A 13482-nucleotide genomic window follows, 5' to 3' on the forward strand; every position below is an offset into this window, starting at 1 on the left:
CGATTTCCACTTCTGCCAGGGAGAAGATTGATGACTGCCGTCGTTCAGAAGACAGTGCTGACGGGGTGCCTCGCGCCCATCGACAAGAACGGGCTCGAGCAACTGATTGCCAACGGCAAGGCAAACCCGAAGGTCATCAAGACCTTGAAGTGCAAGACGGTCGCGGAGGGCAAATTCCGCCACGCCAATTATATCCGCAACCTGCCGCCCTACATCGTCGACGAGCCGCCGGGGCTTTTGGGTGACGACACCGCGCCCAATCCGTCGGAAGCCTCGCTCGCCGCGCTCGGCTCGTGCCTTGCGGTCGGCCTGCATGCCAACGCCGTGCACCGCGGCTGGATCGTCAACAAGCTCGAGCTCGAGCTCGAAGGCGATCTCAACATCACCGCGGTCTGGGGCACCGGTGACACCTCCGACAAGCCGGTCGGCTTCACCGATGTGCGCGTCAAGGTGGACATGGAATGCGAGGGCATCTCGCCGGACGAGATCAACGCGCTGGTCACCCATGTGAAGAAATGGTCGCCGGTCGCCAACACCTTCACGCGGCCGGTCAATCTCGAGGTCGGCATCTAGCAGACGGCAATCAGGACAGGGTGCGGGAGACGATCATGGGTTCACTGGCTTTATCGCGGGCCGACGTTCTGGATCAGCCCGCACCGTCCATTGCGGACGAGGTGGCGCGGATCGCGCGCCAAGAGCTCGCGCCGCTGGCCGCCGGCATCGACGACGGTTCGGTCTATCCAGCCGAGGTGCTGCGCAAGTTCGGCGCGGTCGGAGCGTGGGGCAGCCATGTGCCGCACGAAGGCCCCGCCGATCTGCGCTGCGCGATCCAGGCGATGGCGGCGATCGGCGAGGTCTGCGGTGCCACGGCCTTCATGGCGTGGTGCCAGAACACGCTGGTCTGGTACGCGGCGAACTCCACCAATGTGAAGCTCGCAAAGCGCTTCGGAGATGCCTTCTCGACCGGCCGCGTGCTTGGCGGCACCGGGCTCTCCAATCCCATGAAGAGCTTCTTCGGCATCGAGAAGCTCAAGCTAAAGGGCCGCAAGGTCGAGGGCGGCTATATCGTGCGCGGTGCGTTGCCCTGGGTCTCCAACCTCGGGCCTGATCACTACTTCGGCACCATCTTCGAGCGCGAGGACGAGCCGGGCATCGCAAGTGGCGAGCCCGGCACTGTCATGTTCCTGGCCGATTGCTCCGACCCCGCGATCACGCTGACGCCCTGCAAGCCGTTCCTCGCGATGGACGGCACCGGCACCTATGGCGTGCAGTTCCGCGACGCTTTCGTGCCCGATGAGCTGATCCTGGCCGATCCCGCCGCGCCCTTCGTCAAGAAGATCCGCGCCGGCTTCATCCTGCTGCAGGCCGGCATGGCGCTGGGGGTGATCAAGGATTGCATCAACATCATGGACGAGGTCGACAATCCCCTCGGCCATATCAACCGCTATTTGCCGCAGCAGCCGGTGCATTTCCGCGAGCTCGCCGCCGAGCTCGAGGCCGAGACCATGGCGCTGGCGCGCGATCCCTACAACGAGGAGGAGACCTACTGGCGCAAGGTGATTGCGCTGCGGCTGCGCGCCGGCGAAGCCAGTGTCGCGGCGGCGCATGCGGCGATGCTGCATTGTGGCGCACGCGGTTATCTCAAAAGCCACCGCGCGCAGCGACGCCTGCGCGAGGCCTATTTCGTCGCGATCGTCACGCCGGCCACCAAGCAGCTGCGCAAGATGCTGGCCGAGTCCTGAGTTCTACGAGTCCACCCGAAGACCCCCAACCTCAACGGAGAGGCTGCCATGACTGACGTTCTGATCACTGCCGTCGAACTCGCCGATCTCTTGAAGACCGAGCCGTGTGTCGTCATCGACACCCGCAATCCCGACGCCTACGCCGCCGGCCATCTGCCGGGCGCCGTCAACGTGCATGAGATCTTCACGTTCCTCGCGACCTCCACGCCCGAGGGCATGGCCGAGCTCAAGACCAAGTTCGCCGATGCGTTCGGCAGCGCCGGCCTTTCCGGCAAGGAGACGGCGGTGATCTACGAACAGTCGATGAACTCCGGCTTCGGCCAGTCCTGCCGCGGCTATTACCTGCTCACCATGCTCGGCTATCCCAAGGTGAAGGTGCTGCATGGCGGCTTCGACGCCTGGTCGGCCGCGGGCTTCCCGGTGACCAAGGATGTGCCCGCGCCTGAGAAGGCCTCGTTCTCGATCGTGCCTGAAGCGGGCGAGATCCTGATCGACGCCAAGACCATGCTCGCCGCCGTCGGCAAGCCGGGCATCGCGATCCTCGACGTGCGCGACGTCGACGAGTGGATCGGCGACAGCTCGTCCCCGTACGGCAAGGATTTCTGCCCGCGCAAGGGCCGCATCCCGGGCGCGGTGTGGCTGGAATGGTATCGCATGATGAAGCCGACCGTCGAAGGCCCGCGCTTCAAATCCAAGGACGAGATTCTGGCGGAATGCGCCACGGTCGGCATCTCGCAGACTACGCCGGTCTATCTCTACTGCTTCAAGGGCGCTCGCGCCTCGAACACGTTCCTGGCGCTGAAGAACGCCGGCGTGAAGGACGTGCGGATGTATTTCGGCTCCTGGAACGAATGGTCGCGCGATCCCTCGCTGCCGATCGAGCAGGGCCTGCCGATCGCATCGGACGTCACCACCAAGGCAGCCTGAGCGCGCGCCTCGTCCTTCGAGACGACCGCTTCGCGGTCTCCTCAGGATGAGGCTAAGCGGCACCGGTGTCTGTTGATACTGTTGCCGCGCCCTCCGACCTCATCCTGAGGAGCCCGCCTAAAGCGGGCGTCTCGAAGGATGGGCCCCTTGCGGACGAGGCGCGATTCCCAGCGCCTTGATCCGTGAGGCCAGCGTGGTCGGCTTGATGTCGAGCATCTCGGCGGCGCCGCCGGGGCCGAAGACTTTTCCGGCGCAGGCCTCAAGCGCGGCGAGAATGTTGGCGCGCTCGTGGTCGCGCATTTCCGACGACGTCATGATTGCGGGGCGCGCGTCGGGCCTCTGGCGGGTGGCGCCGCTGGGCGCTTGTTCACCTGAAGGATCGGGCAGATCGATGCGCAGGCGGCCGTTCTGCGACAGAATCGCAGCGCGCTCGATCACGTTCTGGAGTTCGCGGACATTGCCGGGCCAGTTGTAGCGGGTCAGCCGCCGCGCATCGCCCTCCGACAGACGGAGGTTCGATTTCAGCGCCTTGCTCTCGCGCGTCAGGAAATGCTGGGCCAGCAGGGGAATGTCCTCGCGGCGTTCGCGCAAGGGAACGGTCTCGATCGGAAACACGTTGAGGCGGAAATAGAGGTCTTCGCGAAAGCGGCCGCGCTGGACCTCCTGCTTGAGATCGCGATTGGTCGCGGCGATGACGCGAACGTCGACGGCGCGGGTGCGCGCCTCGCCGACGCGCTCGAAATGGCCTTCCTGCAAGACGCGCAGCAGCTTGCCTTGCAGCTCGAGCGGGATCTCGCCGACCTCGTCGAGGAATAGCGTGCCGCCGTCGGCGAGCTCGAAGCGGCCGATGCGGTCGCGCGTTGCGCCGGTGAAGGCGCCGCGGACATGGCCGAAGAACTCGCTCTCGAACAATTCGCGCGGGATCGCGGCGCAGTTGACGCGGATCAGCGGCCGGTCGCTGCGGGTGGAATCCTCGTGGATGGCGCGCGCGATCAGCTCCTTGCCGGTGCCGGATTCGCCGGTGATCATCACCGCCGCGGCGGTCGGCGCCACCAGCTTGACCTGGCGCAGCGTCTTCTGGATCGCCTCGCTGCCCCCGATGATGCCGCGCGGGTTGGTCTCGATGCGGATTTCCTCCTGGAGATAGGCGTTCTCCAGCTCGAGCCGCTCGCGCAGACGGTCGACCTCGGCAAGCGCCGCGTGCAGCTTCTCGGCGGCCTCGCGGCGCTGGCTGACGTCACGAAACACCACGACGGCGCCGACCACGACGCCGCGATCGCGGATCGGCGTCGATGTGTATTCGACCCAGGCGGGCGAGCCGTCCTTGCGCCAAAACACCTCGCCGTCGACCTGGTGCACGGCGCCGTCGCGGAATGCCGCGTAGATCGGGCAGTCGTGATTGTGATAGTGCCGGCCGTCGTGGTGGGTGTGGTGGACGATCGGGTGGATCTCCTTGCCGACCAGCTCCTCGGCGGTCCAGCCCAGCATGCGCTCGGCCGCGGGATTGACGAAGGTGGTCTTGCCTTCGGCGTTGACGCCATAGATGCCTTCGCCGGCGGCGCGCAGGATCAACTGGTTCTCGCGCTCGATGTCCTGGAACACGCGCTCGACCCGCTGCCAAGTCGAGATGCCGCCGCGCATATGGTCCTCGGCGGCGGCATCGACATTGCGCCGGCGGCGGGCTTCGAGATCGGTCAACCTCAGCAGCAGCAGCGTGCGGCCGTCATGCGGCAGCAGGCAGCCGGCATATTCGAGCTTGAGATCTTGCCCGGTCGCGTGGCGTGGATTGAGCGCCGTGGTCCAGTAGGCGCCCTTGTGCAGCACGGCCTGGGTGAAGACGGTGAGGGCGGCAAGCTCGCCGGCGTGGAGCGTGCTGGCCCTGGTCTGCCGCAGCAAAGCGCGGTCGTAGCCGAGCAGGGCACAGGCGGCGGGATTGGCATCGACGATCTGGTCGCCATAGGGATCGACCAGCAGCATCGCCTCGACCGAGGATTCGAAGGCCGCGATGCGCGGGTCGATGACGGGCGCCACCTCGTCGTGGGCGGGCATTGGCGTCGTTGCCATTGCGAAATCTCGTAATTGAACTACGAAATCTCGTTTATCACGAGTTTTCGTAGCGGCCAAGCGCGGGGGAAAATGCTGCGTCATCAAGGCAATGTCCGCTTCTTCGTCGGTGGCATGCTCCTTGCGTAATTCCTTCTCGCATTGACGCGCAGGAGGGCCGATGTCCACGTTCGACAATCCGTTTGATCCCGATCGCAAGCTTCGAGCCGGCTGTGTTTGCGGCCAGCATCGTTCCGCAGCTGAGCATGAGCAGGCGACGGCGCTGCATTGCGAGCCGGTCGCAAGCGAAGAGCAGCGCTACGAGGGCGTGGTCGCCTCCGCATTGATGCGCGCGATGTTTCCGCAGGACGTGGCGCGGCGTGCTTTTCTGAAGTCGGTCGGAGCATCGACCGCGCTCGCGGCGCTGTCGCAATTCTTCCCGATGAAGACGGCGACCGAGGTGTTCGCGCAAGCCGGCGCGCCCGAGAAGAAGGACCTCAAGGTCGGCTTCATCCCGATCACCTGCGCGACGCCGATCATCATGGCAGCGCCAATGGGCTTCTATGCCAAGCACGGCCTCAACGTCGAAGTGGTGAAGACCGCCGGCTGGGCCGTGATCCGCGACAAGACCATCAACAAGGAATACGACGCCGCGCACATGCTGGCACCGATGCCGATCGCGATCTCGCTCGGCCTTGGCGCCAACGCCATTCCGTTCACCGTCCCGGCCATCGAGAACATCAACGGGCAGGGCATCGTGCTGGCGAGCAAGCACAAGGACAAGCGCGATCCGAAGGACTGGAAGGGGCTGAAATTCGCCATCCCCTTCGACTATTCCATGCACAATTATCTCTTGCGCTATTACCTCGCCGAGCACGGTCTCGATCCCGATACCGACGTGCAGTTGCGCTCGGTGCCGCCGCCGGAGATGGTCGCGAATTTGCGTGCCGACAACATCGACGGCTTCCTCGCGCCCGACAACATCTGCCAGCGCGCGATCTATGACGGCGTCGGCTTCATGCATCTGCTCTCCAAGGAGATCTGGGATGGCCATCCCTGCTGCAGCTTTGCTGCGAGCCGCGAGTTCATCACGTCAGCGCCGAACAGCTTCGCGGCGCTGACGCGGGCGATCGTCGATGCCACCGCCTTCGCCTCGAAGGCCGAGAACCGCAAGCAGATCGCCGAGGCGATCGCGCCTGCGAACTACATCAACGCGCCTGTCACCGTGCTGGAGCAGGTCCTGACCGGCACCTATGCCGACGGCCTCGGCGGGGTGAAGACCGATCCCAAGCGCGTCGATTTCGATCCATTCCCCTGGCAGTCCTTTGCGGTTTGGATGCTGACGCAGATGAAGCGCTGGGGCCAGATCAAGGGCGACGTCGACTACAAGGCGGTGGCCGAGCAGGTGTATCTGGCAACCGATACCAAGAAGCTGATGACCGAGATGGGCCTCACGCCGCCGGCGAGTGCCTACAAGTCGTTCGCGGTGATGGGGAAGAATTTCGATCCGGCCAAGCCCGAGGATTATCTGGCGAGCTTCAAGATCAGGAAGGCGTCGTGATGGCCCGCGCTCTATCTTCACCTCGCCCAGCTTGCGGGGAGAGGTCGGGGGTACAGGTCCCTCGACAATCTCACGTGTCGAGGGAGGCCCCTCAGAGATGACCGCCTCCCTCCGTCTCCGCGCCGGCCTCGTCTCCCTCGTGCTGCTCGCCGCCTTTCTCGGCATCTGGCATCTCGCCACGCGCTCCACCGCACAGGTGGCAACGATGAGCCCGGAATATGCCAAGCTGATGGGCCTCACGGCGACGCAGGGCAAATCGGCGATGCCCGGGCCGCTCGATGTCGGCGCAAAGCTCTGGGAGCATCTGAAGCGGCCGTTCTACGACAACGGGCCGAACGACAAGGGGCTCGGCATCCAGCTCGGCTATTCCATTGCGCGCGTCGGCACCGGCTATCTGCTGGCCGTGCTGGTGGCGATCCCGCTCGGCTTTCTGATCGGCATGTCGCCGCTGCTGAGCAAGGCGCTCGATCCGTTCATCCAGGTCTTGAAGCCGATCTCGCCTTTGGCCTGGATGCCGCTCGCGCTCTACACAATTAAGGATTCCTCGGTCTCCGCGATCTTCGTCATCTTCATCTGCTCGATTTGGCCGATGCTGCTCAACACGGTGTTCGGCGTCGCGACCGTGCGCAAGGAATGGATCAACGTCGCGCGGACGCTCGAGGTCGGCACCGTCAGGCGGGCCTTCACCGTGATCCTGCCCGCAGCGGCGCCGACGATCCTGACCGGCATGCGCATCTCGATCGGCATCGCTTGGCTCGTGATCGTCGCTGCCGAGATGCTCGTCGGCGGCACCGGCATCGGCTACTTCGTCTGGAACGAGTGGAATAATTTGTCGATCACCAACGTCATCATCGCGATCCTCTTGATCGGGATCGTCGGCATGCTGCTCGACCAGATCCTCGCGCGCTTCACGCGCATGGTCACGTTTCCGGAGTAGAGGCGATGACCGACAAGTTCATCTCGATCGAAGGCATCGCCAAGCGCTATTCCGGCGCGGGCGGAGCGACGACCACCATCTTCGAGAACCTCTGGCTCTCGATGGCGCGCGGCGAGTTCGCTTGCGTGATCGGCCATTCCGGCTGCGGCAAGACCACGGTGCTCAACATCCTCGCCGGGCTGGATGCGCCGAGCGAGGGCGCGGTCATCGTCGACGGCCAGGCGATCTCGGGCACCAGCCTCGACCGCGCCGTGATCTTCCAGAGCCATGCGCTGCTGCCCTGGCGCACGGTGCTCGGCAACGTCGCCTATGCCGTCAGCTCGAAATGGCGCAGCTGGGACCGCGCCAAGGTCAAGGCGCATGCGCAGAAGTTCATCGATCTGGTCGGCCTCTCCGGCGCCGAGCACAAGCGTCCCTCGGAACTGTCGGGCGGCATGAAGCAACGCGTTGGCATCGCACGGGCGCTGTCGATCACGCCGAAGATGATGCTGATGGACGAGCCGTTCTCGGCGCTGGACGCGCTGACGCGCGGCACGCTGCAGGACGAGGTGCGGCGGATTTGCCTGGAGACCGGGCAGACCGCGTTCATGATCACCCACGACGTCGACGAGGCGATCTATCTCGCCGACAAGATCTTCCTGATGACCAACGGTCCCGGCGCGGTGCTGGCGGAGGTGGTCGAGAATCCGCTGCCGCGCGATCGCGGCCGCACCGACCTGCACCGCCATCCGCTGTACTACGCGCTGCGCAACCACATCATCGATTTCCTGGTGACGCGCAGCAAGACTTTTACCACTGAAAAGCCGGATCACGATCCGCGCAATGTGCCGACGGTGCAGATCGGCAAGCCCGGGCTCTCGATCGCATCAAGCGGCGAAGAGCCGCGACAGACCTGGATGCCGGGGACAAACCCCGGATTGAGCGCCTAGCAAGGAGACCCTAATGAAACGCGAAGACCTCACCGAAAAACTGCTCGACATCAAGCGCGAGAAGGGGTGGAGCTGGAAGCACATCTGCGAAAAGATCGGCGGCTATTCCGAGGTGCTGATCGTCGGTGCGATCATGGGCCAGATGAAGCTGACGAAGCCGCAGGCTGCCAATGCCGGCGAGCTGTTCGGCCTGTCGAAGGCGGAAGTTGCGATGCTCAACGAGGTGCCGATGCGCGGCACCGGCACGCCGATGCCGCCGACCGACCCGCTGATCTACCGCTTCTACGAGATGGTGATGGTGAACGGTCCGGCCTGGAAGGCGCTGATAGAGGAGGAGTTCGGCGACGGCATCATGTCGGCGATCGACTTCGACATGGGCATCGAACGCGTCGCCAACCCCAAGGGCGACCGCGTCAAGATCACCATGAGCGGCAAGTTCCTGCCGTATAAATATTACGGCGCCAGCGGCAACGTGCCGGAGTACGGCTTCAAGGAGGAGTGACCGCGGCGAAGGCGGCGCGCAGCTCGCCGACCGGCGCCATCTCGCGGATGTAGGTGAAGGACCCCTTGTCCTTCATCTCGCGCGCGCAGTTCAGGAACGCTGCGAGCGCGTAGCGCGACATGGCTCCGCCGACGCTGATGCGCTTGACGCCAGCGGCGGACAATTGCTCGACGGTTAGCGTCGGGTCGGCAAAGCCCATCACGTGGTTGAAGGGCTTGCCCAGCGAGGACACCACCGTCCTGATCGTGGCGAGATCGTACAGGCCCGGCGCGTAGAGGACGTCGGCGCCGGCGGCCTCGAAGGCCTGCAGGCGGCGGATCGTATCGTCGATGTCCTTGCGGCCGTGCAGGAAGTTCTCGGCCCGCGCTGTCAGCGTGAACGGAATGGGCAGCGCGCGTGCCACCTCCACCGCGGCCTGGACGCGCTCGACGGCGTGGGAGAAGTCGTAGATCGGGCGATCGCGATCGCCGCTGAAATCCTCGATCGAGCCGCCCACCGCGCCAGTGTCTGCGGCACGCCGAATAGCTTCGGCGGCGCGTCTCGGCTCATGTGCGCCGCAATTCTCGAGGTCGACGCTGACGGGCAGGTCGGTCGCTTCCACGATCGTGCGTGCGTTGGCGAGGATGACGTCGAGGCTGACGCCGCTGCTGCCGAGCATGTTGGCGACTCCGAGGCTCGTAGTGGCCAGGGCTTCGAAGCCCATCGCCGCGAGCAGCTTCGCGGTGCCGGCATCCCATGGATTGGGAATGATGAAGGCACCGGGCCGCTCGTGCAACGCGCGAAACGCTCTCGCCTTGTCCAACTGGCTCGTCATGGCTCGTCTCCATTGTCTGTCCCAACGAGCTTTAGGCGCACTTTCGTCATCCGCCAAATTTGTTATTCTGTCAGATATCATCAGCTTTTTGCATGAGGTCGCGATGGACAGTGACGCCCTCAACACCTTCCTGGTGGTTCATCGCAGAGGCGGGATTTCGCATGCCGCGAAATTCCTGCACCGCTCGCAGCCGGCGATTTCGCGCCGTATCGCTCTATTGGAGCAGGAGCTCGGCGTTCCCCTGTTCGAGCGGGTGGCAGGCCGCACGCGACTCAGCGATGCCGGGCGCGTGCTGATCCCCTATGCCGAGCGCGCAGTGGCCGCGGCGCAGGATGCCGAACAGGCGATCCGCGCACTGACCAAGCAGAATGCAGGGCCGGTTTCGCTGGCCGTGACCGGGACGCTCGCTGACAGCCGCCTCTCGACCATCATGAAGCGGTTTACCAAGGAGCATCCCGCCGTCGTGCTGAGCTTGCGGACGGCGACCAGCGCGGAGGTCAGCGATCTCATCCGGCGCGGCGAGGCCACGATAGGCCTGCGCTACAACGCCGACGGCTCGGGCGATCTCGCCTGCGAGCAGATCCTGCGCGAATCGTTGCAAGCGGTCTGTGCGCCCGACCATCCTCGCGCCGGACAGCGGGTGAAACGCCTCGCCGAGCTTGGTGGCGAGCGCTGGATCGCATTCCCCGAGATTCGCGGGCGCCGCGAGATTGCCGCGGCTCACGTGTTCGCGCTGTTTCTGACGCGGGGACTTGGCGAGGTGGAATGGACGGCCGTGGACAGCCTCACTGCGCAGAAGCGGCTGGTGGAATCGGGCTTCGGTCTTGCACTGCTGGCAAAAAGCCATGTGGCGGAGGAGCTGCGTGCGGGCTCGATCGCGACGATCGCCGTGGGCGACCTTGGTGCGCACCAGGATATCATCCTCGTCACGCGTCGTGACGGGTTTTTGAGCGCTGCCGCAGAGCGCCTGCTCGAAACCATCCGCCGCAACTATGCCGGGCCGAATGGCTCGACCACGCGGGAAGGCAGAAGAAGAACGCCGGCGCGCAAGGCTATTGCGCGCCGGCGGGTCGGTTGACTCGATTATTTCCCCGCCTTCACCTCGGCGGCGGCAACCGCGAGCAACTCGCTCATCTTGGCGCGAATCGCCTGCTCCGTGACGACAACGTTCTTGGCGGCGAAATCGGCCGTCAGCTTGCGCAGGACGTCGGCATCGCCGGCCTCCTCGAAATCGGCCGCGACCACCTCCTTGGCATACGCGGTGGCGGCATCACCCGTGATTCCGAGCTTCTCAGCTGCCCACAGGCCGAGCAGCCGGTTGCGGCGGGCCTCCGCCTTGAACTTCTGCTCCTCGTCGAGGGCGTACTTCTTCTCAAAGCCTTCCTGGCGTTTGTCGAACTCGCTCATGCCTGTTCCAAATCCTCGCTGAATGGAGCGGGAGCCTTCCGTTGCGGCGACCCGGCTGCATGCCTACATAGATAGCACGAATCGGCAAAACAACGGGCCGTTAAGCCGCAGGCAAGACGGTATAAGTTGGTGCCGGACGGCCGGATCGATTGTGCTCGGACAGCCAATCGGATAGGTTGCCTAAGGCTTGGTTCCCGTTCTGTTTCCAACGGGTTATAGATGGGTTCCTGGCCGTTCACGGCAGCTCCGCTGTGGGTCGTAATCCTAGTCAACCGGAGCACACCAAATTCATGGATTTCAACAAAACACGGTACATCCCCATGAGCCGTCGGCGTCGCATTTATGAAGGCAAGGCAAAGGTTCTTTACGAAGGCCCCGAGCCCGGTACCCTGATCCAGCACTTCAAGGACGACGCCACCGCGTTCAATGCGAAAAAGCATCAGGTGATCGAGGGCAAGGGCGTCCTCAACAACCGGATCTCGGAGTACCTGTTTCAGCACCTCAACGACATCGGGGTGCCGACCCATTTCATCCGCCGCCTCAACATGCGCGAGCAGTTGATTCGCGAGGTCGAGATCGTGCCGCTCGAGGTGGTGGTGCGGAACGTCGCCGCCGGCTCGCTGTCGCAGCGCCTCGGCATCGAGGAGGGCACGCAGCTGCCGCGCTCGATCATCGAGTTCTATTACAAGAACGACCAGCTCAACGACCCCATGGTGTCGGAAGAGCACATCACAGCCTTCGGCTGGGCGACGCCGCAGGAGATCGACGACATCATGGCGCTCGCCATCCGCGTCAACGACTTCCTCACCGGCCTCTTCCTCGGCATCGGCATCCGCCTCGTCGACTTCAAGATGGAGTGCGGGCGCCTGTTCGAGAACGAGATGATGCGCATCATCGTCGCCGACGAGATCTCGCCGGACAGCTGCCGGCTGTGGGACATCAAGTCGAACGAGAAGCTCGACAAGGATCGTTTCCGCAGGGATCTCGGCGGTCTGCTCGAGGCCTACACCGAAGTTGCAAAGCGTCTCGGCATCCTCATGGAGAACGAGCGTCCCCAGGGCACCGGCCCGGTGCTGGTGAAGAGCTGAAGAGGACCTTTGACGTGAAGGCACGTGTCACCGTTACCCTGAAGACGGGCATCCTCGACCCGCAGGGCAAGGCCATCGAAGGCGCGTTGAAGTCGCTCGGCGTCGACGGCGTCGCCAGCGTCCGCCAGGGCAAGGTGTTCGACATCGAGCTCGCCGGCGCCGACCAGGCCAAGGCGGAGGCGGCGCTGAAGGAAGCCGCGGACAAGCTCTTGGCGAACACCGTGATCGAGAATTATGCGATCGAGATGAAAGCCTGAGCGGAGTGGCGGATATCGGCAAAGAGCTGATTTTCGAGCTGCTGAAGCAGGTCGAGCTCGGTGATGTCGAATACAAGATCGACGAAATCAGGTCTGAGCTGAGCGCCTGCCGAGAAGAGCAGCTTCTCATGCTGCACGACCTTCAGGTGGCGCAGAGCACGTGGTCTGGCAGACGAGGCATGTAACCAGTCTGAGCGTCTGGACTCACAGCCATCCCGCCCGCCGAAAGCGCCAGTACAGCGACCCGCATGCCGCCAGCATCACGCCGAGCAGCATGAAATAGCCGTACTCCCATTCCAGCTCCGGCATGTGCTTGAAGTTCATGCCGTAGATGCCGGCGAGCGCGGTCGGGACCGCGATGATGGCGAGCCAGGATGCGAGCTTCTTGGACACCGCCGTCTCCTGGGCCTGGCCGACCAAAAGGCTCGCCTCGAAGGCGAAGGCCAGCACCTCGCGCATGGAATCGATGCGCTCCTGGATGTTGCGGACGTGGTCGGTGACGTCGCGGAACAGCGGCTGCATGGCCTGCCGCACCATCGACAGGTCGTCATGCTCCAGCCGGCGGCAGACCTCCACCAGCGGGCCGATCGCGGTCCTCAGCCGCAACAGGTCGCGGCGCAGCATGTAGAGCCGCTCGATCTGCGCCTTGCTGATCTGCTTGGAGAGCACGTCATCCTCGATGCTCTCGATCTCGTCGTGGATGCTCTCCAGCACGGGCGAGTAATTGTCGACGATGAAATCGAGGATGGCATAGAGGATGTAGTCCTCGCCGCGCGCGAGCGCCCGCGGACAGCTCTCGCAGCGCTCGCGCACCGGCGTGTACGAGGTCGAGGCGCCGTGGCGCACCGAGACCAGATAGCCTTCGCCGACGAAGATGTGGGTCTCGCCGAAGGCAATGCGTCCCTCGATCAATTGCGCGGTGCGCGCGACGATGAACAGGGCCTCGCCATATTGCTCGATCTTCGGCCGCTGATGGGCGTGGTTGGCGTCCTCGATGGCGAGGTCGTGCAGGTCGAACTGCTTCTGCACCGCGCCGAGCAGCGCCATGTCGGGCTCGTGCAGTCCGATCCACACGACATGGCCGGGCTTGGCTCGCCAGCTCGAGGCCTCGCTGATGGCGATATTGGCGACCCGGCGGCCGTCGACATAAGCGCCGGCGGCGACGACGCCCTCGGCGGATACCGGTTCGGAGAGGGATGCGGGCAGCGACGGGACGTTCATGGCTTCAATCCCGGGCAAATCGAGCGGCCAAAGGCGCGTGGCTATGGCCTGTGT

General features: G+C 64.4%; 15 protein-coding genes. 11 read left to right on the plus strand and 4 right to left on the minus strand.

Annotated elements, in window-relative coordinates; all coding sequences use genetic code 11:
• Window positions 1-30 precede the first annotated feature (30 nt).
• Genes I6F21_RS15820 through I6F21_RS15830 form a run of 3 tightly spaced genes read left to right on the plus strand, consistent with a single transcriptional unit; the run spans window position 31 to window position 2669 of the window.
• On the plus strand, window positions 31-573 hold the full coding sequence (locus tag I6F21_RS15820) for an OsmC family protein (protein ID WP_024340895.1): 543 nt from the start codon (window positions 31-33) through the stop codon (window positions 571-573).
• Between the two features lie 35 nt (window positions 574-608).
• Window positions 609-1742 (plus strand): acyl-CoA dehydrogenase family protein, encoded by a 1134-nt coding sequence (locus tag I6F21_RS15825; RefSeq protein ID WP_225124737.1) that lies wholly within the window; start codon window positions 609-611, stop codon window positions 1740-1742.
• 48 nt (window positions 1743-1790) lie between these two features.
• A complete protein-coding gene (locus I6F21_RS15830; RefSeq protein ID WP_036012962.1) occupies window positions 1791-2669 on the plus strand; it encodes a sulfurtransferase in 879 nt (292 codons plus the stop codon).
• A gap of 117 nt (window positions 2670-2786) precedes the next feature.
• Here I6F21_RS15830 and I6F21_RS15835 read toward each other — a convergent pair whose 3' ends face one another.
• Window positions 2787-4733, minus strand: a complete 1947-nt coding sequence (locus I6F21_RS15835) for a sigma 54-interacting transcriptional regulator (RefSeq protein ID WP_225114228.1) — start codon at window positions 4731-4733, stop codon at window positions 2787-2789.
• A gap of 160 nt (window positions 4734-4893) precedes the next feature.
• Here I6F21_RS15835 and I6F21_RS15840 point away from each other — a divergent pair, with 160 nt between their 5' ends.
• From I6F21_RS15840 to cynS, 4 genes are all read left to right on the plus strand, one after another.
• Window positions 4894-6273, plus strand: coding sequence for a CmpA/NrtA family ABC transporter substrate-binding protein (locus tag I6F21_RS15840; RefSeq protein ID WP_225139758.1), 1380 nt, complete (start codon window positions 4894-4896; stop codon window positions 6271-6273).
• Window positions 6274-6370: 97 nt separating this feature from the next.
• Window positions 6371-7210 (plus strand): nitrate ABC transporter permease, encoded by an 840-nt coding sequence (gene ntrB / locus I6F21_RS15845; protein WP_225139759.1) that lies wholly within the window; start codon window positions 6371-6373, stop codon window positions 7208-7210.
• Window positions 7211-7215: 5 nt separating this feature from the next.
• Entirely contained in the window at window positions 7216-8139 is a 924-nt protein-coding gene (locus I6F21_RS15850) for an ABC transporter ATP-binding protein (RefSeq protein WP_225139760.1), read from the plus strand.
• A gap of 13 nt (window positions 8140-8152) precedes the next feature.
• Window positions 8153-8641, plus strand: coding sequence for a cyanase (gene cynS / locus I6F21_RS15855; RefSeq protein ID WP_025037304.1), 489 nt, complete (start codon window positions 8153-8155; stop codon window positions 8639-8641).
• Here cynS and I6F21_RS15860 read toward each other — a convergent pair.
• Window positions 8628-9455 carry an isocitrate lyase/phosphoenolpyruvate mutase family protein gene (locus I6F21_RS15860; RefSeq protein WP_036027851.1) on the minus strand — a complete coding sequence of 276 codons (828 nt, stop codon included), beginning with the start codon at window positions 9453-9455 and terminating at the stop codon, window positions 8628-8630. The two genes, cynS and I6F21_RS15860, sit on opposite strands and share 14 nt — an antisense overlap.
• A 103-nt stretch (window positions 9456-9558) precedes the next feature.
• Between I6F21_RS15860 and I6F21_RS15865 the strand changes: the two genes are divergently transcribed.
• The gene (locus I6F21_RS15865) at window positions 9559-10533 is read left to right on the plus strand and encodes a LysR family transcriptional regulator (RefSeq protein WP_225183338.1); all 975 of its coding nucleotides are present in this window, start codon (window positions 9559-9561) and stop codon (window positions 10531-10533) included.
• A 5-nt stretch (window positions 10534-10538) separates the two neighbouring features.
• Here the strand turns inward: I6F21_RS15865 and I6F21_RS15870 are convergent, their stop codons facing one another.
• Window positions 10539-10862: a DUF1476 domain-containing protein gene (locus I6F21_RS15870; RefSeq protein WP_057029475.1), complete on the minus strand. Its 324-nt coding sequence runs from the start codon at window positions 10860-10862 to the stop codon at window positions 10539-10541.
• 320 nt (window positions 10863-11182) lie between these two features.
• On the opposite strand from I6F21_RS15870, the gene purC reads away from it, so the two are divergent.
• Genes purC through I6F21_RS15885 form a run of 3 tightly spaced genes read left to right on the plus strand, consistent with a single transcriptional unit; the run spans window position 11183 to window position 12392 of the window.
• A complete protein-coding gene (gene purC, locus I6F21_RS15875; RefSeq protein WP_172782948.1) occupies window positions 11183-11950 on the plus strand; it encodes a phosphoribosylaminoimidazolesuccinocarboxamide synthase in 768 nt (255 codons plus the stop codon).
• A 14-nt stretch (window positions 11951-11964) separates the two neighbouring features.
• Window positions 11965-12207 (plus strand): phosphoribosylformylglycinamidine synthase subunit PurS, encoded by a 243-nt coding sequence (gene purS, locus I6F21_RS15880; RefSeq protein WP_109143221.1) that lies wholly within the window; start codon window positions 11965-11967, stop codon window positions 12205-12207.
• Window positions 12208-12212: 5 nt separating this feature from the next.
• Window positions 12213-12392 carry a hypothetical protein gene (locus I6F21_RS15885; protein WP_225139762.1) on the plus strand — a complete coding sequence of 60 codons (180 nt, stop codon included), beginning with the start codon at window positions 12213-12215 and terminating at the stop codon, window positions 12390-12392.
• A 19-nt stretch (window positions 12393-12411) separates the two neighbouring features.
• Here I6F21_RS15885 and I6F21_RS15890 read toward each other — a convergent pair whose 3' ends face one another.
• Window positions 12412-13428: a magnesium and cobalt transport protein CorA gene (locus I6F21_RS15890; protein ID WP_225139763.1), complete on the minus strand. Its 1017-nt coding sequence runs from the start codon at window positions 13426-13428 to the stop codon at window positions 12412-12414.
• Between the last annotated feature and the right edge of the window lie 54 nt (window positions 13429-13482).

The organism is Bradyrhizobium sp. NBAIM03 (assembly GCF_020194055.1).
Taxonomy (GTDB): Bacteria; Pseudomonadota; Alphaproteobacteria; order Rhizobiales; family Xanthobacteraceae; genus Bradyrhizobium; species Bradyrhizobium yuanmingense.

Bases quoted from the DNA above. Each gene is read 5' to 3' on its own strand.
- I6F21_RS15865 (WP_225183338.1), top strand. From the start codon at position 9,559: ATGGACAGTGACGCCCTCAACACCTTCCTGGTGGTTCATCGCAGAGGC.
- I6F21_RS15825 (WP_225124737.1), top strand. From the start codon at position 609: ATGGGTTCACTGGCTTTATCGCGGGCCGACGTTCTGGATCAGCCCGCA.
- I6F21_RS15840 (WP_225139758.1), top strand. From the start codon at position 4,894: ATGTCCACGTTCGACAATCCGTTTGATCCCGATCGCAAGCTTCGAGCC.
- purC (WP_172782948.1), top strand. From the start codon at position 11,183: ATGAGCCGTCGGCGTCGCATTTATGAAGGCAAGGCAAAGGTTCTTTAC.
- cynS (WP_025037304.1), top strand. From the start codon at position 8,153: ATGAAACGCGAAGACCTCACCGAAAAACTGCTCGACATCAAGCGCGAG.
- I6F21_RS15870 (WP_057029475.1), bottom strand. From the start codon at position 10,862: ATGAGCGAGTTCGACAAACGCCAGGAAGGCTTTGAGAAGAAGTACGCC.
- I6F21_RS15860 (WP_036027851.1), bottom strand. From the start codon at position 9,455: ATGACGAGCCAGTTGGACAAGGCGAGAGCGTTTCGCGCGTTGCACGAG.
- I6F21_RS15835 (WP_225114228.1), bottom strand. From the start codon at position 4,733: ATGGCAACGACGCCAATGCCCGCCCACGACGAGGTGGCGCCCGTCATC.
- I6F21_RS15820 (WP_024340895.1), top strand. From the start codon at position 31: ATGACTGCCGTCGTTCAGAAGACAGTGCTGACGGGGTGCCTCGCGCCC.
- ntrB (WP_225139759.1), top strand. From the start codon at position 6,371: ATGACCGCCTCCCTCCGTCTCCGCGCCGGCCTCGTCTCCCTCGTGCTG.
- I6F21_RS15890 (WP_225139763.1), bottom strand. From the start codon at position 13,428: ATGAACGTCCCGTCGCTGCCCGCATCCCTCTCCGAACCGGTATCCGCC.
- I6F21_RS15850 (WP_225139760.1), top strand. From the start codon at position 7,216: ATGACCGACAAGTTCATCTCGATCGAAGGCATCGCCAAGCGCTATTCC.
- I6F21_RS15830 (WP_036012962.1), top strand. From the start codon at position 1,791: ATGACTGACGTTCTGATCACTGCCGTCGAACTCGCCGATCTCTTGAAG.